Here is a 21,236-nt window from a genome sequence, read left to right as displayed (position 1 = left end):
CACGTTCACTTGCCGCCCACACCCATGAGGCCGCCGACCAGCGCGCGGCGGGCCACCAGGTACACGGCGAAGATCGGGACACCGGAGAGGACCACGGAGGCCAGCAGCGCGGGGATGTTCACGCCGAACTCGCTGACGTAGTTGAACAGGCCGAGGGTCAGCACCCGGGGGCCGTCGGACTGCGTGAAGATCAGCGGGAAGAGGAGCCCGTTCCAGGCTTGCAGCGCCGAGTAGATGACCACGGTGCTGATGCCGCCCTTGGCCAGCGGGATGACCAGTTGGAACAGCATCCGGGTGGTGGAGGCGCCGTCCAGTCCCATCGCCTCGTACAGGTCCTCCGAGATGTCCCGCAGCGTGCCGGTGAGGATCAGCACCGACACCGGCATCGCGAAAGCGGCCGTCGGCAGGATGATCGCGAGCAGGCTGTCGTACAGGTCCAGCTTGGCGATCATCAGGTACAGGGGGACCACGACGGCCTGCGCCGGGATCGCCACACCCAGCAGGAAGAGCCGGAAGGCGGCCCCCGACCACACGCTCCGGGTCCGCACGGCGACGTAGGAGAGCGGGACGCACAGCGCCAGGACGATCACCACGACCGCGGCCGCCACGAGCGCGGTGTTCCACAGCAGGTGGCCGAAGCCGTTGTGCAGGACGGTGTCGTAGTTGTCCAGGGTCGGGTGGGACGGCGGCTTCAGGGCGTTGTGGCCCAGTGCCTCGCTCTGGTGGGTGAGCGAGGCCGAGATCATCGCGTAGACCGGGACGACCACGACGGCCAGCCAGATCATCGAACCGAGGCCGGCGAGCGGGTTGGCACGCCGTGACCAGTGCCGGCGGCGGGGCGCGCTCCGGTCGGGGCCCGCGGCGGGGGTGGTCTTCACCGGGCGCCGCAACGTGTCGTGTGCCATCTCGTCACATCCCTTCCCGGGTGCTGCGCATCGCGCCGAAGCCGGAGAGTCTCACCATCAGCAGGGACAACGCGGTCGCGGCGATCACCAGGAACGAGGCCACCGCGCTCGCGTAGCCGAAGTCGTAGCTCTTGAAGCCCGCCTGGTACATCAGGTACGGCAGGATCGCCGTGTCGGTGCCGGGGCCGCCCTGGGTGAGGATCAGGACCGTCTCGAAGTACGTGAGCGAACCGACGATCATCAGCACACCGGACGTGGTGGCCGTGTTGCGCAGCTGGGGCAGCGTGATCGAGAAGAACTGGCGCAGGCGTCCGGCGCCGTCGATGGCCGCCGCCTGGTAGAGCACCTCGGGGATCTGCCGTGCGCCACCCTGGTAGATCAGCGTGTGGAACGGGATGAACTGCCAGCCGCCGACGAACACGATCGCGAGGAAGGCGCCGCTGGTGGTGCCGAGCGTGTCCGCGTGGATGATGCCGAAGTTCGGGTCGAGCAGTGAGTAGAACAGCAGGGAGATCGCTGTCGACGACAGCAGGAACGGCGTGAAGAAGATCGCCGAGAGGATCGCGCGGTTGCGCTGCCTGCCCGCCGCCCACACGCCCAGCAGCAGCGAGAGCACCGTCTGGAACGCCCAGCTCACCACGGTCAGGGCCACGGTGACCGTCAGCGACTGGGTCAGCCGGTCGTCGTTCAGCAGTTTGCGCCAGTTCGCCAGGCCGACCGGTCGCGGGTCGCCCAGGCCGTTCCACTGGGTGAACGAGAGGTAGAAGGCCAGGACCATCGGGGCGATGGCGAAGAACGCGAAGAACAGGATGGCGGGCAGGGCCAGTGCCGCGCTCGGGCGGCCGGCCCGGTTGCGTCCGGCGGAGCGGGGGCGGCCCGCGGTGTGCGGACCGCCCTTGACGTGCGCTGTGCTCACTTCAGCCCCTTGAGCGCCGACACGAACTGCGTCGGCGAGGACTTGCCCACGAACAGCTTGTTGACCTCGGTGAGCATCGGGGTGGAGACGTTCGGGGCAACCGCCTGGTCCCAGCTCAGCGTGAACGCCGGTGCGTCCTGCACCATCTGGTACTGGAACTTGGCGAACTCCGGGTTGGGCGAGGCGTCCAGCAGGCTCGCCGCGTTCGAGGTGGCCGGCACGTCGCCGTTGGCGATGAGTTCCTTGGTGTAGGCCTCGGACGCGCTGTCCCGCAGGAAGGCGATCGCCGCGTCCTTGTTGGAGGTACGCGAGTTCACCGACCAGTAGTTGGTGGGATTGCCGACCACGTTGCGGATGTCGCCCGCGCCGCCCTCGAACTTCGGGAAGGCGCACCATCCCATGTTCTTCTTGGCGAAGTCCGGGAACTTGCCGAGCTGCGTGGAGTACTCCCACGATCCCATCAGGTGCATCGCCGCCCTGCCCTTGGCGAAGACCGCGGGAGCGCCGCCGTTGCCGTAGCCCACCGAGCTGTAGCCCTTGCCGAAGGCTCCGTCGTCGATCAGCTCCTTGACGGTCTGGGCGGCCTTGAGGACGGCCGGGTCGCCCCAGCCGGAGGCGTCGCCGTTCTTGATCTTGTCGAAGACATCGGGACCGCCGATCCGGTCGACCAGGTACTCCAGCCACATCAGCTCGGGCCAGATGTCCGAGCCGCCCAGCGCGAACGGGGTGATCTTCGCCTTCTTCAGCTTGGCGTTGATGTCGAGCAACTGGTCCCAGGTGGTGGGCGGCTGGAGCTTGTGCTCCTCGAAGACGGTCTTGTTGTAGAAGAGGATCACGGGCTGCATGCCCCGCATCGGCACGCCGTAGTTCTTGCCGTCCAGGCCGCCCGCGCTGAGCACCGACGGCAGGAAGCCGCTCTTGAGCACCGGGTCGGACGCGATGATGTCGGTCAGGTCGACCAGCTGGCCGGCGTCCTTGTACGCCTTGATCGAGCCGCCGCCCCAGTTGAAGAACACGTCGGGGGCGTTGGGCGATCCCATCGCGGTGCGCAGCTTCGCCGGGTAGTCCGTGGCGGGCACCTTCTGCAGTTTGACCGTGCCCTTGGTCTTCTTCGCCGCGGCCGACGCGTTGAACCGGCTGACGGACTTGACCTGGATCTTCGCCGCGTCGTCTCCGTAGACGAAGGCGGTGAGCGTGCCGCCGCCGCCCGAGTCGTTGTCGGAGCCGCAAGCGGTGAGCCCGCCGACGGAGGCCAGGGCGGTCGCGCCCGCGCCGAGGAACCAACGTCTGCTGTAGGACTCCATGGGACGGCACCTCTCGGTATGCGCGAAGACTCCACGACGAGCCGACGCGAATGTTTCGAAGGAAACTTCGAATGTTCCGGGAACGTAGGGCGATCCGGAGGGTTCGTCAAGAGGTCGCGCAGGGATACGATCGCGGACATGAAGCCTGGGAATTCCGTGGAAGCAAGGACGGCGACGCTCGCTGAGATCGCCCGAGAGGCAGGGGTGTCGGCCCCGACTGTTTCGAAGGTGCTCAACGGCCGCGCCGATGTCGCCCCGGCGACCCGCAGCCGGGTCGAGGAGCTGCTGCGTGACCACGGATACCGGCGGCGCAGGGCGGAGTCGACGCGGTCGCCCCTCATCGACCTCGTCTTCCACGAGCTGGAGAGCGCCTGGGCGATGGAGGTCATCCGGGGGGTCGAGAACGTCGCCCGGGAGGAGGGGCTGAGCGTGGTGCTGTCGGAGAGCGCCGGCCGGCTGACCCCGGGCAGGACCTGGGCCGACCAGGTCGCGGCCCGCCGACCGTACGGCGTGATCCTGGTGCTGTCCGGTCTCGACGAGTCCGGGCGGGCACTGCTGACCAGCAGATCCGTCCCGTTCGTCGTGATGGATCCGGCCGGTGACCCGGGCGACGACGTGCCGTCCATCGGCGCCACCAACTGGCACGGAGGACTCGCCGCGACGCGCCATCTGATCGAGCTCGGCCACACCCGGATCGGTGCGATCACCGGGCCCTCGCAGATGATGTGCAGCCGCGCCCGGGTCGACGGCTATCGTGCCGCGTTGGAGACGGCGGGGCTGCCCGTCGACTCCGGCCTGATCCTCCCCGGCACCTTCCATCACGAGAGCGGCTACCGGGCCGGGCTCGAACTCCTGCGCCGGCCCGACCGGCCCACGGCTGTCTTCGCCGGCAACGACCTCCAGGCGCTCGGCCTCTACGAGGCGGCTCGCGAGTTGGGGCTGCGCATTCCCGAGGACCTGAGCGTCGTCGGCTTCGACGATCTTCCGGTGGCGCGTTGGGTGGGGCCGCCACTGACGACCGTACGGCAGCCCCTGATGGAGATGGCCGAGGCTGCGGCGAAGCTGGTGCTCGAACTGGGCCGCCAGGAGAGGCCCGCGGCGGGGACGCGCATGGAGCTGGCGACCAGCCTGGTGGTCCGCAGCAGCACGGGGGCGCCTCCGGCGTGAACGGCGGACCCGGGACGAGGCCTCCCTCGCGCTCCTCCGGAGTCGGTCGGACCTGTGACCGAAACTTTCGAAGACGTCTGCCGCGAGAGCTGCCCCCCGGCGAGTGACACCGCCCGCGAGAGGCCCCGCGAGCGGGATGCCTCCCCTGAGAGAGACGGCTGCCGCGAGAGCCGGCCGCTTCCACGACGTAGGTGGAAGGGCGGTGGCCATCGCCGGCGCGGCCCCTTCCGAACAGCCCATTCCCCTTGGCCCCTTCGGGGGGTGCTCGCCGGTGGTGCGTACAACCAATGCGCCGACCGGCGAGTCTCGTGCGGTGAGCCTGTGACCGTGACGGGAGGGCCCGCTGATGAATTCCCCGCGTCCGCGCACACGGTGGGCGGGATCCCTCGCCGTGCTCCTGCTGGCCGTGGTGGCGCCCACCGGACGCGGTCCGGCGGGCGTGACGACCGTCCCCGTCACGCCCGCCTTCGTCCCCGTCCCCGCCGCCTCTCCCGTACGCGAGGACTTCGACGGTGACGGATACCCGGACCTCGCGGTCGGCGACGGCCACGCCACGGTCGGCGGACGGCAGGACGCCGGCCGCGTCACGGTGCTGTACGGCGGCCCGGACGGCTCGTCCCCGGGGGAAGGGGGCCGACGGGCCGTGATCAGCCGCGCCACCGGGGGTGTTCCGGGCGCACCGGTCGCGGGGGAGGGGTTCGGGTCCCGGGTCTCGCGGGGGGACCTGGACGCCGACGGCTACGCGGACCTGGTCGTCACCACCGCGGCGACGAGTGACGCGGTGATCGTCTGGGGCGGTCCGCACGGTCTGTCCGGCGCCACCTCCGTGCCCGCCGCCGTCGGGCAGACGGGCGACTTCGACGGCGACGGCCTGCTGGACCTGGTGCTCTTCCGGCCCGGCGCCGGGGACGGAGCCGCGGGCACCGAGGCGACCGTCTGGACCGGCCCGGTGCGCCGTTTGGGCGTTCCCGCCCGGTCGGCCGCGCTCGATCCCGGCGGACTCGCGCACGTCGGTGTCGTCGGCGGTGCCACCGGGGACGTCGACGGCGACGGCCGCGACGACCTGGTGCTCTCCGCGCACTGCGGCGCGGGCGCATCCTGCACGTACGTCTACCGCTCCACCTCTGCCGGGCCGGTCCGCACCGCCGGACACCGGGGCGGCCCCGCCGTCGCGGTCGGCGACCTCGACGGAGACGGCTACGCGGACGTCGTCGCGGACGTCGGTGCCGGTGCCGGTGCCGGTGCCGGGTCCGGCCCCGAGCCCGCCCGCCGGTTCGACATCGCGCACGGCTCCGCCGCCGGGGTCGGCGAGGGCGCGGTGTGGGCAACGGTGACGGCGTCGCCTGCGCCGGAGGGGCCCGGGGCGGCGGGAGCCGACGTGCTCGACGCTGGGTCCGGAGCCGGGGTGCGGCTCCTGGACACCGACGGTGACGGCTGTCCCGACCTGGTCGCCGCGGCACCCGGCGAGCGCGCCGGAAAGGCCCCGCTCCGCACCCTCTCCGGCTGCCCGGCGGGAGCCGTCCCGGTGCCGGTCCACAGGCGCTGACCTCGTCCGGGGAAGAGACTTCGAAGCAGACGACGAAAAACTTCGAGGAATTGCCGGGACGGTGTCGAAACCGTCGTCCCCCGATCGACGCACAGGTGAGAGGCGGGGACGGACCCCGTCCCCGAGAGTCACCGAGACACGAGGAGTCACCATGCCCCGCTACCTGTCGCTCGTCCAGATCGACGAGAGGACCGCGCCCGCCGAGGGCCCCAGCCCCGAGCTGATGCAGCGCATGGGCGAACTGATCGAGGAGATCACCAAGGCGGGCGTCATGCTGGAGACCGAGGGTCTGACGCCCTCCGCCCAGGGCAAGCGCGTCCTGTGGTCGGGCGGCGAACTGACCGTCACCGACGGGCCCTTCACCGAGTCCAAGGAGGTCGTCGGCGGCTACGCGATCATGCAGTGCAAGGACATGGCCGAGGCCCTGGAGTGGACCAAGCGGTTCCTGAAGGTGCACGAGGAGCACTGGACGGTGACCTGCGAGGTGCGCGAGATCGCCGGAGGCTGAGCGGTCCGCTTGGCCGGGGGCCGTCGCGGGTGTCTGATGGTGGGCTGTGGAACAACAGCCCACCCAGGCCCCCGGCGGCGGCGTCGACGCGGCCGTCGAGACCATCTTCCGCATCGAGTCGCCCCGCATCATCGCGGGCGTCGCGCGCATCGTGCGTGACGTCGGCATCGCCGAGGAGCTCGCGCAGGACGCCCTGGTCGCGGCGCTGGAGCAGTGGCCGCGGGACGGCGTGCCGGACAACCCCGGCGCCTGGCTGACGGCGACGGCCAAGCACCGCGCGATCGACCTCGTACGCCGCAGGGAGCGCTACGCGCGCAAGCTGGAGGAGGTCGGGCGGGACCTCTCGCTGTCGGCGCCGCACCACGTCGACGAGCCCGCGGATCCGGACGACATCGACGACGACCTGCTCCGCCTGGTCTTCACCGCGTGCCACCCCGTGCTGTCCGCCGAGGCCCGGATCGCACTCACCCTGCGGCTCGTCGGCGGTCTGACCACCCCCGAGATCGCCCGCGCCTACCTCGTCCCGGAGGCGACGGTCGCCCAGCGCATCGTGCGCGCCAAGCGGACGCTCGCGGCCAAGGCGGTCGCCTTCGAGGTGCCGTACGGGCCGGAGCGCGAGGCCCGCCTCGGGTCCGTGCTGGAGGTCATCTACCTCGTGTTCAACGAGGGGTACGCGGCAACGGCGGGCGACGACCTGCTGCGCCCGGCGCTGTGCGAGGACGCGCTCCGGCTGGCCCGCGTGCTCGCCGAGCTGATGCCGAAGGAGCCCGAGGTGCACGCCCTCGCGGCCCTGCTGGAACTCCAGGAGTCACGCGCCGCCGCCCGGACCGGACCCGGTGGCGAACCCGTCCTGCTCAGGGACCAGAACCGCCGCCGCTGGAACCGCATGCTGATCCGCCGGGGCTTCACCGCGCTGGGCCGCTCCAACGCCGTCGCCACCGGCAGCCCCGGGCCGTACGCCCTCCAGGCCGCCATCGCCGCCTGCCACGCGCAGGCCCTCACCTACGAGGACACGGACTGGTCGCGGATCGCCGCCCTGTACGGGCTGCTGGCCACGCGGGTTCCCTCGCCCGTCGTCGAGCTGAACCGTGCCGTGGCCGTCTCCATGACCGAGGGCCCCGGCCCCGCGCTGGAGATCGTCGACGCCCTCACCGGCGAACCCGCCCTGCGCGACTACCACCTGCTGCCCAGCGTGCGCGGCGATCTGCTGGCCCGGCTCGGCCGGACGGCGGAGGCGCGGGCCGAGTTCGAACGGGCGGCCGCGCTGGCCCGCAACGACCGCGAACGCGCCCTGCTCACGGACCGGGCAAGGGAGTTGCCCGGCTCGTGAACCCTCGCCGGTGACTCGGTGACTCGGTGACTCGGTGACTCGGTGACTCGGTGACTCGGTGACTCGGTGACTCGTGCTCAGGCCGTGGCCGGCCGCGCGGGTGCTCCGACGAGCATGGTGGGGGCGCCCGCCACCCGGGTCAGGAACACCGTCGCGGACCGGGGCCCCTGCGGCTTCACCTTGCGCCGCAGCTCCTCCGGTTCGACGGCCGACCCGCGCTTCTTCACGGTCAGGACGCCGACCTCCCGCTCCCGCAGGAGCGCCTTCAACTTCTTCACGTTGAAGGGCAGTCGGTCGGTGATCTCGTACGCCGAGGCGTACGGCGTGGGGCGCAGCTCGTCGGCGGTGACGTAGGCGATCGTCTCGTCGACGAGACCGCCGTCCAGGTCCTCGGCCACCTCGGCGACCAGGTGCGCGCGGATCACGGCGCCGTCCGGCTCGTACAGATAGCGTCCGACCGTCCGCACCGCCGGGTCGGGCAGGCCGCGCCCGCGCAGTTCGCGCGGGCCCGGCAGCAGGGTGGCGCGCACCAGGCCCGGTTCGGTGCCGAACCACAGCACGGCCTCCTTCACGTCGCCGCCGTCGGAGATCCACTCGGCCTCCGCCGCGGCGGGGACCGCCTCGTGCGGGATGCCGGGCGCGATCTTCAGTGCGGCGATGGGAGCCTTCGTGGCCGCGCCGACCGCCCAGGACAGGGGCGGCGAGTAGGCCTCCGGGTCGAAGATGCGGCCCCGGCCGCCCCGGCGCCCGGGGTCCACGAAGACCGCGTCGTAGCCCGACGTGTCCACCTCGGTGACATCGGTCTCGCGCACCTCGATCAGGTCGGCGAGTCCCAGCGCGTCGGCGTTCGCCCGCGCCGCGGCGGCCGTGAGCGGGTCGCGGTCCACGGCGAGGACGCGGATGCCCCCGCGGGCCAGCGCGATCGCGTCGCCGCCGATCCCGCAGCAGAGGTCGGCGACGGAGCGGACGCCCAGCGCGCGCAGCCGCTCGGCGCGGTGGACCGCCACGGTCGTGCGGGTGGACTGCTCCACCCCGTTCGGCGTGAAGAACATCCGCCCGGCGTCCTCGGACCCGAACTTCGCCACCGCCCGCTGCCGCAGCCGGGCCTGTCCGAGGGCCGCCGAGACCAGCTCGACGGGGTGCTCGCGGCGCAGCCGGGTGGCGACGGCCAGTTCCTGCGCCGGTTCGGTGTCGTGCACCTCGTCGAGCAGGGCGCGGCCCTCGGAGGTGAGCAGGGAGGCGAAGGAGACGTCGTTCACCCGGCCATTGTGGGCCAGTCGGTGGACGGCGTGCCTCCGGCCGCGGTGTCGGGGCCGCGTCCGGGCGGTGACCTGCGAGGATCCGGGCCCATGCGATCCGTACGACAAAACTATAAGAACGGCGCAAATCGGGCTGGTGTGCGCTGCGGGATCGGCGCGATGGCCCTCGCCGTCCTCGTCTCCGGCTGTGCGGCCGACAGCTCCGGCACCGGCGCCGTCCGCCCGGCCGCCGGCCAGCAGGCGGGCCGGCTCCAGGCGGCGCCCGCCCGCGCCCTCGACTCGTACGCCCTCCGGCTCCGCAAGGCGCTGGCCGCCCGCACCGCCGTCGCCAAGCGCTGGGGGATGCCCACCGCGCCCCTGATGCCCCCGGCACCGCCCGCGAAGAAGCCGGTCATCGAGGCCCGCAAGGGGTTCGAGGTCGACGGCCAGAAGGAACTCGGGCTGCCGCCGGTCTTCACGACCGTCCCCACCAAGGAGAGGGTCGTCTTCCTCACCATCGACGACGGCGAGGAGAAGGACCCGCAGTTCCTGCGGATGATGAGCGACCTGAAGATCCCGTACACCGTCTTCCTCAGCGACTACCTGATCAAGGACGACTACGGGTACTTCCGGAAGATGCGCGACCGCGGCATCACCCTCAACAACCACACGCTGCACCACCCGTACCTGCCCGGCCTCTCCTACGCGCAGCAGAAGCACGAGATCTGCGGCATGCAGGACGTGATGAAGAAGCAGTTCGGCAAGCGCCCGTCGCTCTTCCGCCCGCCCTACGGCAACTACAACCAGGACACCCTGCGCGCCGCCAAGTCCTGCGGCGTCACGCACGCGCCCATCTGGGACGAGGAGGTCTTCGTCGACCACTGGGAGTACCGCGAGGAGGACCAGGACCTGCACCCCGGCGACATCGTCCTCACCCACTTCCGCGGCCGCAAGGACTGGAAGGGGACCATGCCCGACCTGGTCCGCCGCTTCCTGAAGAGGGTCACCGCCGAGGGCTACGCGGTCGCGCGCCTGGAGGACTACCTGTGAGGCTGCGGGTGCCGGTCGCCGGACTGCTCGCGGCGCTGCTGCTCACCGGCTGCGCGCAGTCCGTCGACCCGATCGAGCGGCTGGGCAAGAAGGCGGCGCAGCGGGTGCACCCGCAGCAGACGGCGTACCGCCGCTGGGGCCTGACCGCCCCGCTCGCCCCGGCGCCCCGTGCGCCCGCCCGGACCACCGCGCGCACCGCGGGCCCGGGTCTGCCGCCCGTCGTGGACCACGTCCGCACCCGCGACAAGGTCGTCTTCCTGACGTACGACGACGGAGCCGAACGCGATCCGCGGTTCGTCGACATGGTCCGTGAACTGCGGCTGCCCGTCAGCATGTTCCTCACGGACAGTGTCGTCGGGCCGGGGTACGCCCACCTCGCCCGGCTGCGCGAGGTCGGCGCGACCGTCCAGAACCACACCCTCGACCACGCCTCCCTGCGCGGACTGCCCTACGCGGGCCAGCGCGCCGAGATCTGCGGGCAGCAGGACAAGCTCCGGCAGCGCTTCGGTATCCGTCCCCGGCTGCTGCGGCCCCCCTACGGCCGGTACGACGCGACCACCCTGCGAGCCGCCGGCGACTGCGGGGTCAGAGCGGTCGTCCTCGGCAGGACCCCCGGTGCGCACCGGCTCCGGCCGGGCGACATCCTCTCCGGCTTCGAGGAGCCCGACCTCACGGACGCCACGCTGCGGCTGCTCCGGCGCATCCAGGCCGAGGGCTTCACGCCCGCCCGGCTGGAGAACTACCTCTAGAGCCCGGAAACCGCTTCCAGAGGGGCCCGCCCGGACATCCGATGGGGCCGTCGGGGCCGCGCCACGCCGCCCGGCTTTGGCACTCCGCTTGACCGAGTGCTAATCGCAGTCATAGTGTCAGGCCTGGCACTCCCCCCTGGAGAGTGCCAATAGCGACGGGCAGATCCGGCACCCGCGACGACGGATCCACCTGGTCGCCACCTCAGACAGTTAACCCCGTGAGATCTCCGAAGGGGGAGGTCGGATCGTGACGACCACCAGCTCCAAGGTTGCCATCAAGCCGCTCGAGGACCGCATTGTGGTCCAGCCGCTCGACGCCGAGCAGACCACGGCCTCTGGCCTGGTCATCCCGGACACCGCCAAGGAGAAGCCCCAGGAGGGCGTCGTCCTGGCCGTGGGCCCGGGCCGCTTCGAGGACGGTAACCGTCTTCCGCTCGACGTCACCGTCGGCGACGTCGTGCTCTACAGCAAGTACGGCGGCACCGAAGTGAAGTACAACGGCGAGGAATACCTCGTCCTCTCGGCTCGCGACGTACTCGCGATCATCGAGAAGTAATTCACCCGGTAAGGGCGTTCGGGGTCATTCCCCGGACGACCCCGCACCAAGCATTGCAGTGAACTGCGCCCCTGGCCCCCGCTACTTCTGATGAACCGGGCGCTGGGGGCGCCGTTCGTTTCTCCCAAGTTTTCCGAGAGGGCTGAACCGCTCCCATGGCGAAGATCCTGAAGTTCGACGAGGACGCCCGTCGCGCCCTCGAGCGCGGCGTCAACAAGCTTGCCGACACGGTGAAGGTGACGATCGGCCCCAAGGGCCGCAACGTCGTCATCGACAAGAAGTTCGGCGCCCCCACCATCACCAACGACGGTGTGACCATCGCGCGCGAGGTCGAGCTCGACGACCCGTACGAGAACCTCGGTGCCCAGCTGGTGAAGGAGGTGGCGACCAAGACCAACGACATCGCGGGTGACGGTACGACCACCGCCACCGTGCTGGCCCAGGCGCTCGTCCGCGAGGGCCTGCGCAACGTCGCCGCCGGCGCGTCGCCCGCCCTCCTGAAGAAGGGCATCGACGCCGCGGTCAAGGCCGTGTCCGAGGAGCTCCTCGCGACGGCCCGCCCGATCGACGACAAGTCCGACATCGCCGCCGTGGCCGGGCTCTCCGCCCAGGACAGCCAGGTCGGCGAGCTCATCGCCGAGGCGATGGACAAGGTCGGCAAGGACGGTGTCATCACCGTCGAGGAGTCCAACGCCTTCGGCCTGGAGCTGGACTTCACCGAGGGCATGGCCTTCGACAAGGGCTACCTCTCGCCCTACATGGTGTCCGACCAGGAGCGTATGGAGGCCGTCCTCGACGACCCGTACATCCTCATCCACCAGGGCAAGATCAGCTCCATCCAGGACCTGCTGCCGTTGCTGGAGAAGGTCATCCAGGCGAACGCCTCGCGGCCGCTCCTGATCATCGCCGAGGACGTCGAGGGCGAGGCCCTGTCGACCCTGGTCGTGAACAAGATCCGCGGCACGTTCAACGCCGTCGCCGTGAAGGCCCCCGGCTTCGGTGACCGCCGCAAGGCCATGCTCGGCGACATCGCCACCCTCACCGGTGGTCAGGTCATCGCCGAGGAGGTCGGCCTCAAGCTCGACCAGGTCGGCCTGGACGTGCTCGGCACCGCCCGCCGCGTGACCGTCACCAAGGACGACACCACCATCGTCGACGGTGGCGGCAGCTCGGACGAGGTCGTCGGCCGCGTCAACCAGATCAAGGCCGAGATCGAGAACACGGACTCCGACTGGGACCGCGAGAAGCTCCAGGAGCGCCTCGCGAAGCTCGCCGGCGGCGTGTGCGTGATCAAGGTCGGCGCCGCCACCGAGGTGGAGCTCAAGGAGAAGAAGCACCGTCTGGAGGACGCCATCTCCGCGACCCGCGCCGCGGTCGAGGAGGGCATCGTCTCCGGTGGTGGCTCCGCGCTCGTCCACGCCGTCAAGGTCCTCGAGGGCAACCTCGGCAAGACCGGCGACGAGGCCACGGGTGTCGCGGTCGTCCGCAAGGCCGCCGTCGAGCCGCTGCGCTGGATCGCCGAGAACGCCGGCCTGGAGGGTTACGTCATCACCTCCAAGGTCGCCGAGCTCGACAAGGGCCAGGGCTTCAACGCCGCCACCGGTGAGTACGGCGACCTGGTCAAGGCCGGCGTCATCGACCCGGTCAAGGTCACCCGCTCCGCCCTGGAGAACGCCGCCTCCATCGCCTCCCTGCTCCTCACGACCGAGACCCTGGTCGTCGAGAAGCCGGCCGAGGAAGAGGGCGACGCCGGTCACGGCCACGGCCACTCCCACTGACGCACCGCGTCGTGAACACGGGCACGCCCGCCGCGGCGTGACATCGTGAAAAGGTCCCCGTTCCTCAAGGAACGGGGACCTTCTCGCGTAACGAAGCCCGACTCACGTCGTCATCCCCTCATCGGGGGCCGTACTTGCGCCCCGTCTTCGACGTGATCCCGCCCAGCAGCGCGCGCGGTGTCACCTTCACCACCCCCATCAGCACCTTGTACCGGGCGTCGGGGATGGACAGCGTCCGGCCGCGTGCCAGGTCCGCCAGCGCCGCCGCGACCAGCTTGTCCGCGTCGAGCCACATCCAGTTCGGGATGTTGTCCGTGCCCATCCCGGCCCGCTCGTGGAACTCGGTCCGCACGAAACCGGGGGCCAGCGCCATCAGCCGTACGCCGCTGCCCGCGAGATCCTTCGCCGCGCCCTGCGTGAACTGCACGACCCACGCCTTCGACGCGCCGTACGTCCCCCGCGGCACGAACGCGGCCACCGACGCGACGTTGACGATGCCGCCCCGCCCGCGTTCGCGCATGCCCTCGGCCGCCGCCGACGTCAGCCGCAGCACCGCCTCGCAGTGCACCTTGAGCATCGTCAGCTCGTCCGCCATCGACACGTCGAGGTAGTGGCCCTTGTTGCCGAACCCCGCGTTGTTGACCAGCAGGTCGACCGGGCTCCTGCGGTCCGAGAGGCGGGCGGCGACCGCTTCGATCCCCTGGTCCGTCGCCAGGTCGGCGGTCAGCACCTCCGCCTCGATGCCGTGCCGGTCGTGCAGCTCGGTCGCCTGCTCGTGCAGCCGCTTCGTGTCCCGCGCCACCAGCACGAGGTTGTGCCCGTCCGCCGCCAGCCGCCGCGCGAAGGCGGCACCGATTCCCGCGGTCGATCCCGTAATCAGAGCCGTTGTCATGGCGCAAGGTTAGTGACCTGTTCAGGAGCCCCGCGCCCGGTGCCGCCCAACGCCCGGCCGCGCTCTCCGACTTCCCCCGACCCGGACCAGCCGGCCCGGAGCACACCTCATCGGCCGTACTGCGCCACGTACTTCTCCGCTGCCGCCCGCGACTCCGGATGCAGTGCGTCGCCGGCCGCCAACAGGTCCGGAAGCAGATCCCGTTGGGTCGTGACCGCGCGGAACTGGACGGCGACGGTCACCTCGTGAGCGGGCCGGTGGACGATCCGGACCGCGTCCCCGGCACGGATCTCGCCGGGCACGATCACCCGCAGGTACGCGCCGGGCGCGCCCCGCAGCGTGAACCGCTTGACCCAGCCCTTCTCACCCAGGTGCTCCTGGAAGGTGCGGCACGGGATGCGGCCACTCGTGATCTCCAGGACCACCTCGGAACCGATCCGCCAGCGTTCGCCGATCAGCGCGCCGGACACGTCGAGCCCCTGCGTCGTGAGGTTCTCGCCGAACACGCCGTTCGGCAGGGGGCGGCCCAGCTCGCGCTCCCAGGCGTCGAGGTCCTCGCGTGCGACCGCGTACACCGCCTGATCGTCGCCGCCGTGATGGCGCAGGTCGCACACGGTGTCCCCGGTGAGTCCGCTCGCGGCGCTCCCCTTCGGACCGGGAGCCGCCACGCGCACACTTCCCTCGACCGGCCGCTTGTCGATCCCGGTCACGCCGTCCGGGTGGTCCGTGTAGTCGACGGCCCGCGCCCGGCCCACGTTCAGCGACAGAAGCTTCATGGCACCACGCTAGGTGATCCAATCCAAAGCGTCGATGCCATATTCGGCGCCGTACCCAAGCCTGGCTTATGCTCGAAAAGTGATCGAGGCCCGTCATCTCCGTGTCCTGCGCGCCGTCGCCACCACCGGTTCCTTCTCGGCGGCCGGCCGCGAGCTGGGCTGCACCCAGCCCGCCGTCAGCCAGCAGATGAAGGCGCTGGAGGCGTCGGTCGGCACCCCGCTGCTCATCCGCACGGGCCGCGAGATGCGCCTCACCCAGGCGGGTGAGGCGCTGGTACGCCACGCGGCGAACATCCTGGCCGGCCTCACCGCCGCCGAGGAGGAGGTCGCCGCCATCGCCGGCCTGCGGGCGGGCCGGGTGCGGCTCGTCTCGTTCCCCAGCGGCAGTTCCACCCTGGTCCCCACCGCCCTCGCCGCCCTGCGCGCCGCCCACCCCGGCACCCGCGTCTCCCTGGAGGAGGCCGAACCGCCCGAGTCCGTCGAGAAGCTCCGGGCGGGCGACTGCGACATCGCGCTCGCGTTCCGGTACGAGGGCGCACCGGGCGTCGAGGAGTGGGACGACCTCGTCGTACGACCGCTGCTGACGGACCGCCTGGTCGGGCTGGTGCCCGAGCGGCACCGGCTCGCCCGCGCGGAGTCCGTCTCCATCGGGGAGTTCGCCGCCGAGTCATGGATCGCGGGGTGTCCGCGCTGCCGTGGCCAACTCGTCGAGGTCTGCCGCGGCGCCGGGTTCGAGCCCCGCATCGACTTCGCCACGGACGACTATCCGGCCGTGGTCGGCCTGGTGGGCGCGGGACTGGGTGTCGCCGTCCTCCCCGAACTCGCGATCGAGTCCGTACGCCCGAAGGGGGCACGCACCGTGACGGTGGAGCCCGCGGTGCGGCGGGAGATCGTGGCCCTCACGCTCCCCGACCTGGCCGAGGTGCCGGCTGTGGCCGCGACGCTGGACCGGCTCGCGCGGGCGGCCGCCCGCTAGGAACCCACACGGGTGCTCTCAGGAGCGCCCGTCATGCAGAAACGTTCCTTCAAGTGTTCGAAGCGGGGCCGCTGCCGCCGCCGGTGGCCGATGCCGTGACCAGCCGGTTGCGGGCCCGTCCCATGAGCTCTTCGCGCTCGTCCTCGGTCAGTCCGCCCCACACGCCGTACGGTTCGCGCACCGCGAGCGCGTGTGCCGCGCACTCGGCGCGTACCGGGCATCGCATGCAGACCTCTTTGGCCGAGTTCTCGCGAGCGCTCCGTGCCGCACCGCGCTCGCCCTCCGGGTGGAAGAAGAGCGAGCTGTCGACCCCGCGGCAGGCCGCGAGGAGCTGCCAGTCCCAGAGGTCCGCGTTCGGACCGGGAAGGCGGGAGAAATCTGCCATTGCATGTCCCCTTGTTTCCGTTCTGGGCTGCTCTGTGCCCACCGACCGTACATCTACGATCTAAGGAGATGAAAATATGACTCATTGCGAATCTAGCCGCAGACACCAGCAAAGGGGAAGAAAACAGGCTAAATGGGGCATAGGTTGTGATGAAACGTTGAGGGTCGGCGCGCATGTCTGCACCGTGTCCGCGCCCTCACGTACAGTGCCGATGACGACCGACTGCCCCGTAACTCTTTCGGGTGACCATCGTTGAGATGGGCGGAGGCGGTCGAAGGAACAAGCGCTCGGGCAGACGGTCCTATCCGTCGGCGAGTGTCGACCGCACAGGTGACGATTCGTACCAGCCTGGAGGCTCAAGGTGACGCGCATCAGCTGCGGAGGGCGGCCATGACATCCGTCCTCGTCTGCGACGACTCCCCGCTTGCCCGAGAGGCGCTCCGCCGCGCGGTCGCGACCGTGCCCGGTGTCGAGCGCGTGACCACGGCGGCCAACGGCGAGGAAGTACTCCGCCGCTGGGGTGCCGACCGCTCGGACCTGATTCTGATGGACGTACGCATGCCCGGACTGGGCGGCGTCGAGACGGTCCGGCGGCTGTTGTCCGCCGACCCCGGTGCGCGCATCATCATGCTCACCGTCGCCGAGGACCTGGACGGCGTGGCGCTCGCCGTCGCCGCCGGCGCCCGCGGCTATCTGCACAAGGACGCCTCACGGGCGGAGCTGCGCGCCACCGTGACCCAGGCGCTCGCCGACCCCACCTGGCGGCTCGCTCCGCGCAGACTGCGTTCGGCCGAGATGGGCGCCGCGCCCACGCTCACCGCGCGTGAGATCCAGGTGCTCGAAGGGATGAGTCACGGCCGTTCGAACGCGGAGATCGGACGTGAGCTTTTTCTCTCCGAGGACACGGTCAAGACCCACGCCCGGCGACTGTTCAAGAAGCTCGGCGCGTCGGACCGGGCGCACGCGGTCGCGCTCGGATTCCGCTGGGGCCTGGTCCGCTAGGTGAGCGGACTCGGGGGTATGACCGTAGTAGTCCCTACCCGCCGGACGGCGGGTGGGGCCGGGCCCTCGAAGAGAGTGTCTTCGGTGTCCGATCCCCGTTTCCCGGCGGATGCCGCATCCTTGAGGTGTGGAGTTCCTCGGGGACAAGTCGGACGAGCGGAAGGGGAGGGCGCAGGAGATGAGTTCCGGCGCACCTGCTCATAACGCTTCGGTGCACAACTACGGACGCGGTGCCTCGGACGCTTCGGCGCCAAGGCACCATGGACCGATGCGTGAAGACGAGACGACGGGGATCGGTGCACTCGTCCATCGCGCGGTCGACGGCGACGAACAGGCGACCCACGACCTGCTCGCCCACGTGCACCCCCTCGCGCTGCGCTACTGCCGCACCCGTCTGTCCCGGCTCCCGGGCGACGCGCGGCACTTCGTGGAGGACCTGGCGCAGGAGGTCTGCGTCGCCGTACTCCTCGCCCTTCCGCGGTACAAGGACACCGGGCGCCCCTTCGAGGCGTTCGTCTTCGCCATCGCCGCGCACAAGGTCGCCGACCTCCAGCGCGCCGCGATGCGCCATCCGGGGTCCACGGCCGTTCCCTCCGACGAGATGCCGGAGCGGCCCGACGACTCCCTCGGTCCGGAGGAGCGCGCGCTGCTCAGCAGCGACGCCGAATGGGCCAAGAAACTCCTCGCCAACCTCCCCGAGAACCAACGCGAGCTGCTCCTGCTGCGGATCGCGGTGGGTCTCACGGCCGAGGAGACGGGTCAGATGCTGGGAATGTCGCCGGGCGCGGTCCGGGTCGCCCAGCACCGCGCCCTGAGCCGGCTGCGCGCCCTGGCCGAGCAGTAGGAATCTCCTCCGCACCTTCGGTCCAGCACCCCCGGTCCCGCACTCCCGGCGTTCCCGCCCTGCGTGCGGGTTGTTCGCCGTCGCGCACGGTTCCGCGCGCCAGTGACTGTCGCGCCACGCGCCCCGAGTGATCGTCCTTCGTGTGCGGTGAGTCTCTTTCCCTGCGTGCGCAGGACGCGGCGACGCGCACGGAAACCGCCCGCGCGCGCCTCGGCCGGGCCCTCGACCGTGCCCCAGGAGCCCCTCCGGGCACCGGTCTGAACACGGATGACGGAATACCCGTACGAACATACGAAGCCGGTGCTGACCCGGAACCGTGGAATGAGAGAGCCGTGCTTCCCGTTAGCATGGACATCCGCACCGATCAAGGCCATTTGGGGAAGGTGTCATGACTGCCAACGTCGACGGAGTGCCCGCCAAATTCGCGACACTCGGGCTGACCTACGACGACGTGCTGCTGCTGCCGGGCTCGTCGGACATGGCGCCCGACCAGATCGACACCGCCTCGCACATCTCGAAGAACGTCCGGGTCAACATCCCGCTGCTGTCCGCCGCCATGGACAAGGTCACCGAGTCGCGCATGGCGATCGCGATGGCCCGCCAGGGCGGCGTCGGTGTTCTGCACCGCAACCTCTCCATCGAGGACCAGGCCAACCAGGTCGACCTGGTGAAGCGTTCCGAGTCCGGCATGGTGACCGACCCGATCACCGTGCACCCGGACGCCACGCTCACCGAGGCCGACGCGATCTGCGCCAAGTTCCGCATCTCCGGCGTCCCGGTCACCGACGGCGGCGGCAAGCTGCTGGGCATCGTGACCAACCGCGACATGGCCTTCGAGACCGACCGTTCGCGCCAGGTGCGCGAGGTCATGACACCCATGCCGCTCGTCACCGGCAAGGTCGGCATCTCGGGCAACGACGCGATGCAGCTGCTGCGCCGCCACAAGATCGAGAAGCTTCCGCTGGTCGACGACTCGGGCGTCCTCAAGGGCCTCATCACCGTCAAGGACTTCGTCAAGGCGGAGAAGTACCCGAACGCGGCGAAGGACGGCGAGGGCCGCCTGCTGGTCGGCGCGGCCGTCGGCGTGGCGGGCGACGCCTTCGAGCGCGCCCAGGCCCTGATCGAGGCGGGCGTCGACTTCATCGTCGTCGACACCGCCCACGGACACTCCCGTCTGGTCGGCGACATGGTCGCCAAGATCAAGTCGAACTCCTCCGGCGTCGACGTCATCGGCGGCAACATCGCCACCCGCGAGGGCGCGCAGGCGCTCATCGACGCGGGCGTCGACGGCATCAAGGTCGGTGTCGGCCCGGGCTCCATCTGCACGACCCGCGTCGTCGCCGGCATCGGCGTCCCGCAGGTCACGGCGATCTACGAGGCGTCGCTCGCCGCCAAGGAAGCAGGCGTCCCGGTCATCGGCGACGGCGGTCTCCAGTACTCCGGCGACATCGCGAAGGCCCTGGTCGCGGGTGCCGACACGGTGATGCTCGGCTCGCTGCTCGCCGGCTGTGAGGAGTCGCCGGGCGAGCTGCTCTTCATCAACGGCAAGCAGTTCAAGTCGTACCGCGGCATGGGCTCCCTGGGGGCCATGCAGACCCGTGGTGACCAGCGCTCCTTCTCCAAGGACCGCTACTTCCAGGAGGGTGTCGCCTCCGACGAGAAGCTCGTCCCCGAGGGCATCGAGGGCCAGGTGCCCTACCGCGGCCCGCTCTCCGCGGTCGTCCACCAGCTCGTCGGCGGTCTGCGCCAGTCGATGTTCTACGTCGGCGGCCGCACCGTGCCGGAGCTCCAGGACCGCGGCCGCTTCGTCCGCATCACCTCGGCGGGCCTCAAGGAGAGCCACCCGCACGACATCCAGATGACGGTCGAGGCACCGAACTACAGCCGCAACAAGTAGGCGTGCACCAGCGTTCGACGGGCGCCACGCGTGCGTGGCACCCCGACAAGGGCGGCCCCGGAAGCTTCCGGGGCCGCCCTTGTCGGGGGCGTCGGGGATACTGGGAGGCGCAGAAGCGAAGAGGGAAAGGCCACAACGTGACTGAGATCGAGATCGGGCGCGGCAAGCGCGGCCGTCGGGCGTACGCCTTCGACGACATCGCCGTCGTCCCGAGCCGCCGTACGCGGGACCCGAAGGAGGTCTCGATCACCTGGCAGATCGACGCCTACCGCTTCGACCTGCCCTTCCTGGCGGCCCCGATGGACTCGGTCGTCTCCCCGGCCACCGCGATCCGTATCGGCGAGCTGGGCGGCCTGGGCGTCCTGAACCTGGAAGGCCTCTGGACGCGGTACGACGACCCGCAGCCGCTGCTGGACGAGATCGCCGAGCTGGACGCGGAGACCGCGACCCGCCGCCTCCAGGAGATCTACGCGGCTCCCATCAAGGAGGAGCTGATCGGCCAGCGCATCAAGGAGGTGCGCGACTCCGGGGTCGTCACCGCCGCCGCGCTGTCCCCGCAGCGGACCGCGCAGTTCTCCAAGGCCGTCGTGGACGCGGGCGTGGACATCTTCGTCATCCGCGGTACGACGGTGTCCGCCGAGCACGTCTCCGGCGCCGCCGAGCCGCTGAACCTGAAGCAGTTCATCTACGAGCTGGACGTCCCGGTGATCGTCGGCGGCTGCGCCACGTACACCGCGGCCCTGCACCTGATGCGCACCGGCGCGGCCGGTGTCCTCGTCGGCTTCGGCGGCGGCGCCGCGCACACCACGCGCAACGTCCTGGGCATCCAGGTCCCGATGGCCACCGCGGTCGCCGATGTCGCCGCGGCCCGCCGTGACTACATGGACGAGTCCGGCGGTCGCTACGTGCACGTCATCGCCGACGGCGGTGTCGGCTGGTCCGGCGACCTCCCCAAGGCGATCGCGTGCGGCGCCGACTCGGTGATGATGGGCTCCCCGCTCGCGCGCGCCACCGACGCGCCGGGCCGCGGTCACCACTGGGGCATGGAGGCGGTGAACGAGGAGCTGCCGCGTGGCAAGAAGGTCGACCTCGGCACCGTCGGCACCATCGAGGAGATCCTCACCGGCCCGTCGCACATCCCGGACGGCTCGATGAACATCTTCGGCGCCCTGCGTCGCGCGATGGCGACCACCGGTTACAGCGAGCTCAAGGAGTTCCAGCGCGTCGAGGTGACGGTCGCGGACTCGCAGCACAAGCGGTAGTTCTGACGTCTGCACGCCGTATGTGAGAAGGGCCCCCCCCCCCCCCGGGGGGGGGGGGCGGGGCGGGGGCGGGGGGGGGGGGCGCCCCCGGCGGGGGGGGGGGGGCCCCGCGCCCCGCGCCAGGCCCAGGCGCCCCCGGCCCCCGCCCCCCCCCC

Annotated in this window: 20 protein-coding genes; 13 read left to right on the top strand and 7 right to left on the bottom strand. The window is 70.9% G+C overall.

What is annotated here, in order from left to right; translation table 11 throughout:
* Positions 1 to 5: 5 nt before the first annotated feature.
* Genes ACIRQH_RS40555 through ACIRQH_RS40545 form a run of 3 tightly spaced genes read right to left on the bottom strand, consistent with a single transcriptional unit; the run spans position 6 to position 3,125 of the window.
* Positions 6 to 905: a carbohydrate ABC transporter permease gene (locus ACIRQH_RS40555; protein ID WP_404230534.1), complete on the bottom strand. Its 900-nt coding sequence runs from the start codon at positions 903 to 905 to the stop codon at positions 6 to 8.
* Positions 906 to 909: 4 nt separating this feature from the next.
* Positions 910 to 1,821, bottom strand: a complete 912-nt coding sequence (locus ACIRQH_RS40550; RefSeq protein WP_388869155.1) for a carbohydrate ABC transporter permease — start codon at positions 1,819 to 1,821, stop codon at positions 910 to 912.
* Positions 1,818 to 3,125: an extracellular solute-binding protein gene (locus ACIRQH_RS40545; RefSeq protein ID WP_358819699.1), complete on the bottom strand. Its 1,308-nt coding sequence runs from the start codon at positions 3,123 to 3,125 to the stop codon at positions 1,818 to 1,820. Before ACIRQH_RS40545 ends, ACIRQH_RS40550 begins: the two co-directional genes overlap by 4 nt.
* A gap of 138 nt (positions 3,126 to 3,263) precedes the next feature.
* Here ACIRQH_RS40545 and ACIRQH_RS40540 point away from each other — a divergent pair, with 138 nt between their 5' ends.
* The 4 genes from ACIRQH_RS40540 to ACIRQH_RS40525 all read left to right on the top strand — a co-directional run bounded on the left by ACIRQH_RS40540 (position 3,264) and on the right by ACIRQH_RS40525 (position 7,676).
* Positions 3,264 to 4,292 (top strand): LacI family DNA-binding transcriptional regulator, encoded by a 1,029-nt coding sequence (locus ACIRQH_RS40540; protein WP_404230531.1) that lies wholly within the window; start codon positions 3,264 to 3,266, stop codon positions 4,290 to 4,292.
* A 346-nt stretch (positions 4,293 to 4,638) separates the two neighbouring features.
* Complete coding sequence (locus ACIRQH_RS40535; protein ID WP_404230528.1) at positions 4,639 to 5,838, top strand: FG-GAP repeat domain-containing protein; 1,200 nt, start codon at positions 4,639 to 4,641, stop codon at positions 5,836 to 5,838.
* A gap of 151 nt (positions 5,839 to 5,989) precedes the next feature.
* On the top strand, positions 5,990 to 6,346 hold the full coding sequence (locus tag ACIRQH_RS40530; protein WP_355877019.1) for a YciI family protein: 357 nt from the start codon (positions 5,990 to 5,992) through the stop codon (positions 6,344 to 6,346).
* A 46-nt stretch (positions 6,347 to 6,392) separates the two neighbouring features.
* Positions 6,393 to 7,676, top strand: coding sequence for an RNA polymerase sigma factor (locus ACIRQH_RS40525; RefSeq protein WP_388869164.1), 1,284 nt, complete (start codon positions 6,393 to 6,395; stop codon positions 7,674 to 7,676).
* A gap of 77 nt (positions 7,677 to 7,753) precedes the next feature.
* On the opposite strand, the gene ACIRQH_RS40520 is transcribed toward ACIRQH_RS40525, so the two are convergent.
* Entirely contained in the window at positions 7,754 to 8,935 is a 1,182-nt protein-coding gene (locus ACIRQH_RS40520; RefSeq protein ID WP_404230525.1) for a methyltransferase domain-containing protein, read from the bottom strand.
* Positions 8,936 to 9,094: 159 nt separating this feature from the next.
* Here ACIRQH_RS40520 and ACIRQH_RS40515 point away from each other — a divergent pair, with 159 nt between their 5' ends.
* From ACIRQH_RS40515 to groL, 4 genes are all read left to right on the top strand, one after another.
* Complete coding sequence (locus ACIRQH_RS40515; RefSeq protein WP_404230522.1) at positions 9,095 to 9,964, top strand: polysaccharide deacetylase family protein; 870 nt, start codon at positions 9,095 to 9,097, stop codon at positions 9,962 to 9,964.
* A complete protein-coding gene (locus ACIRQH_RS40510; RefSeq protein ID WP_358819705.1) occupies positions 9,961 to 10,713 on the top strand; it encodes a polysaccharide deacetylase family protein in 753 nt (250 codons plus the stop codon). The genes ACIRQH_RS40515 and ACIRQH_RS40510 overlap by 4 nt, the downstream gene beginning before the upstream one ends.
* A gap of 247 nt (positions 10,714 to 10,960) precedes the next feature.
* Positions 10,961 to 11,269 (top strand): co-chaperone GroES, encoded by a 309-nt coding sequence (gene groES, locus ACIRQH_RS40505; RefSeq protein ID WP_261705370.1) that lies wholly within the window; start codon positions 10,961 to 10,963, stop codon positions 11,267 to 11,269.
* 155 nt (positions 11,270 to 11,424) lie between these two features.
* A complete protein-coding gene (gene groL / locus ACIRQH_RS40500; protein WP_404230518.1) occupies positions 11,425 to 13,047 on the top strand; it encodes a chaperonin GroEL in 1,623 nt (540 codons plus the stop codon).
* A 118-nt stretch (positions 13,048 to 13,165) separates the two neighbouring features.
* Here the strand turns inward: groL and ACIRQH_RS40495 are convergent, their stop codons facing one another.
* Together ACIRQH_RS40495 and ACIRQH_RS40490 are read right to left on the bottom strand one after the other, a co-directional pair.
* Positions 13,166 to 13,939, bottom strand: coding sequence for an SDR family oxidoreductase (locus ACIRQH_RS40495; RefSeq protein ID WP_358819707.1), 774 nt, complete (start codon positions 13,937 to 13,939; stop codon positions 13,166 to 13,168).
* 107 nt (positions 13,940 to 14,046) lie between these two features.
* A complete protein-coding gene (locus ACIRQH_RS40490; protein ID WP_388929556.1) occupies positions 14,047 to 14,715 on the bottom strand; it encodes an MOSC domain-containing protein in 669 nt (222 codons plus the stop codon).
* A 79-nt stretch (positions 14,716 to 14,794) separates the two neighbouring features.
* Between ACIRQH_RS40490 and ACIRQH_RS40485 the strand changes: the two genes are divergently transcribed.
* Complete coding sequence (locus ACIRQH_RS40485; protein WP_358819709.1) at positions 14,795 to 15,691, top strand: LysR family transcriptional regulator; 897 nt, start codon at positions 14,795 to 14,797, stop codon at positions 15,689 to 15,691.
* 49 nt (positions 15,692 to 15,740) lie between these two features.
* On the opposite strand, the gene ACIRQH_RS40480 is transcribed toward ACIRQH_RS40485, so the two are convergent.
* Positions 15,741 to 16,076, bottom strand: coding sequence for a WhiB family transcriptional regulator (locus tag ACIRQH_RS40480; RefSeq protein WP_358819710.1), 336 nt, complete (start codon positions 16,074 to 16,076; stop codon positions 15,741 to 15,743).
* Positions 16,077 to 16,466: 390 nt separating this feature from the next.
* Between ACIRQH_RS40480 and ACIRQH_RS40475 the strand changes: the two genes are divergently transcribed.
* The 4 genes from ACIRQH_RS40475 to ACIRQH_RS40460 all read left to right on the top strand — a co-directional run bounded on the left by ACIRQH_RS40475 (position 16,467) and on the right by ACIRQH_RS40460 (position 21,081).
* The gene (locus ACIRQH_RS40475; RefSeq protein WP_003948568.1) at positions 16,467 to 17,078 is read left to right on the top strand and encodes a response regulator transcription factor; all 612 of its coding nucleotides are present in this window, start codon (positions 16,467 to 16,469) and stop codon (positions 17,076 to 17,078) included.
* 268 nt (positions 17,079 to 17,346) lie between these two features.
* Positions 17,347 to 17,922, top strand: a complete 576-nt coding sequence (locus tag ACIRQH_RS40470) for a sigma-70 family RNA polymerase sigma factor (RefSeq protein WP_081218935.1) — start codon at positions 17,347 to 17,349, stop codon at positions 17,920 to 17,922.
* A 388-nt stretch (positions 17,923 to 18,310) separates the two neighbouring features.
* Positions 18,311 to 19,819: an IMP dehydrogenase gene (gene guaB, locus ACIRQH_RS40465; protein WP_358819712.1), complete on the top strand. Its 1,509-nt coding sequence runs from the start codon at positions 18,311 to 18,313 to the stop codon at positions 19,817 to 19,819.
* A 137-nt stretch (positions 19,820 to 19,956) separates the two neighbouring features.
* Positions 19,957 to 21,081 (top strand): GuaB3 family IMP dehydrogenase-related protein, encoded by a 1,125-nt coding sequence (locus ACIRQH_RS40460; protein WP_355876986.1) that lies wholly within the window; start codon positions 19,957 to 19,959, stop codon positions 21,079 to 21,081.
* Positions 21,082 to 21,236 lie beyond the last annotated feature (155 nt).

It is taken from the genome of Streptomyces sp. NPDC102279 (assembly GCF_044766365.1).
Lineage (GTDB): Bacteria > Actinomycetota > Actinomycetes > Streptomycetales > Streptomycetaceae > Streptomyces.
This window is presented reverse-complemented; position numbering and strand designations above follow the sequence as displayed.

Coding starts and splice junctions, on each gene's coding strand:
- ACIRQH_RS40555 (WP_404230534.1), bottom strand. CDS start 905: ATGGCACACGACACGTTGCGGCGCCCGGTGAAGACCACCCCCGCCGCG.
- ACIRQH_RS40545 (WP_358819699.1), bottom strand. CDS start 3,125: ATGGAGTCCTACAGCAGACGTTGGTTCCTCGGCGCGGGCGCGACCGCC.
- ACIRQH_RS40540 (WP_404230531.1), top strand. CDS start 3,264: ATGAAGCCTGGGAATTCCGTGGAAGCAAGGACGGCGACGCTCGCTGAG.
- ACIRQH_RS40535 (WP_404230528.1), top strand. CDS start 4,639: ATGAATTCCCCGCGTCCGCGCACACGGTGGGCGGGATCCCTCGCCGTG.
- ACIRQH_RS40530 (WP_355877019.1), top strand. CDS start 5,990: ATGCCCCGCTACCTGTCGCTCGTCCAGATCGACGAGAGGACCGCGCCC.
- ACIRQH_RS40515 (WP_404230522.1), top strand. CDS start 9,095: ATGGCCCTCGCCGTCCTCGTCTCCGGCTGTGCGGCCGACAGCTCCGGC.
- groL (WP_404230518.1), top strand. CDS start 11,425: ATGGCGAAGATCCTGAAGTTCGACGAGGACGCCCGTCGCGCCCTCGAG.
- ACIRQH_RS40495 (WP_358819707.1), bottom strand. CDS start 13,939: ATGACAACGGCTCTGATTACGGGATCGACCGCGGGAATCGGTGCCGCC.
- ACIRQH_RS40490 (WP_388929556.1), bottom strand. CDS start 14,715: ATGAAGCTTCTGTCGCTGAACGTGGGCCGGGCGCGGGCCGTCGACTAC.
- ACIRQH_RS40480 (WP_358819710.1), bottom strand. CDS start 16,076: ATGGCAGATTTCTCCCGCCTTCCCGGTCCGAACGCGGACCTCTGGGAC.
- ACIRQH_RS40475 (WP_003948568.1), top strand. CDS start 16,467: ATGACATCCGTCCTCGTCTGCGACGACTCCCCGCTTGCCCGAGAGGCG.
- ACIRQH_RS40470 (WP_081218935.1), top strand. CDS start 17,347: ATGCGTGAAGACGAGACGACGGGGATCGGTGCACTCGTCCATCGCGCG.
- guaB (WP_358819712.1), top strand. CDS start 18,311: ATGACTGCCAACGTCGACGGAGTGCCCGCCAAATTCGCGACACTCGGG.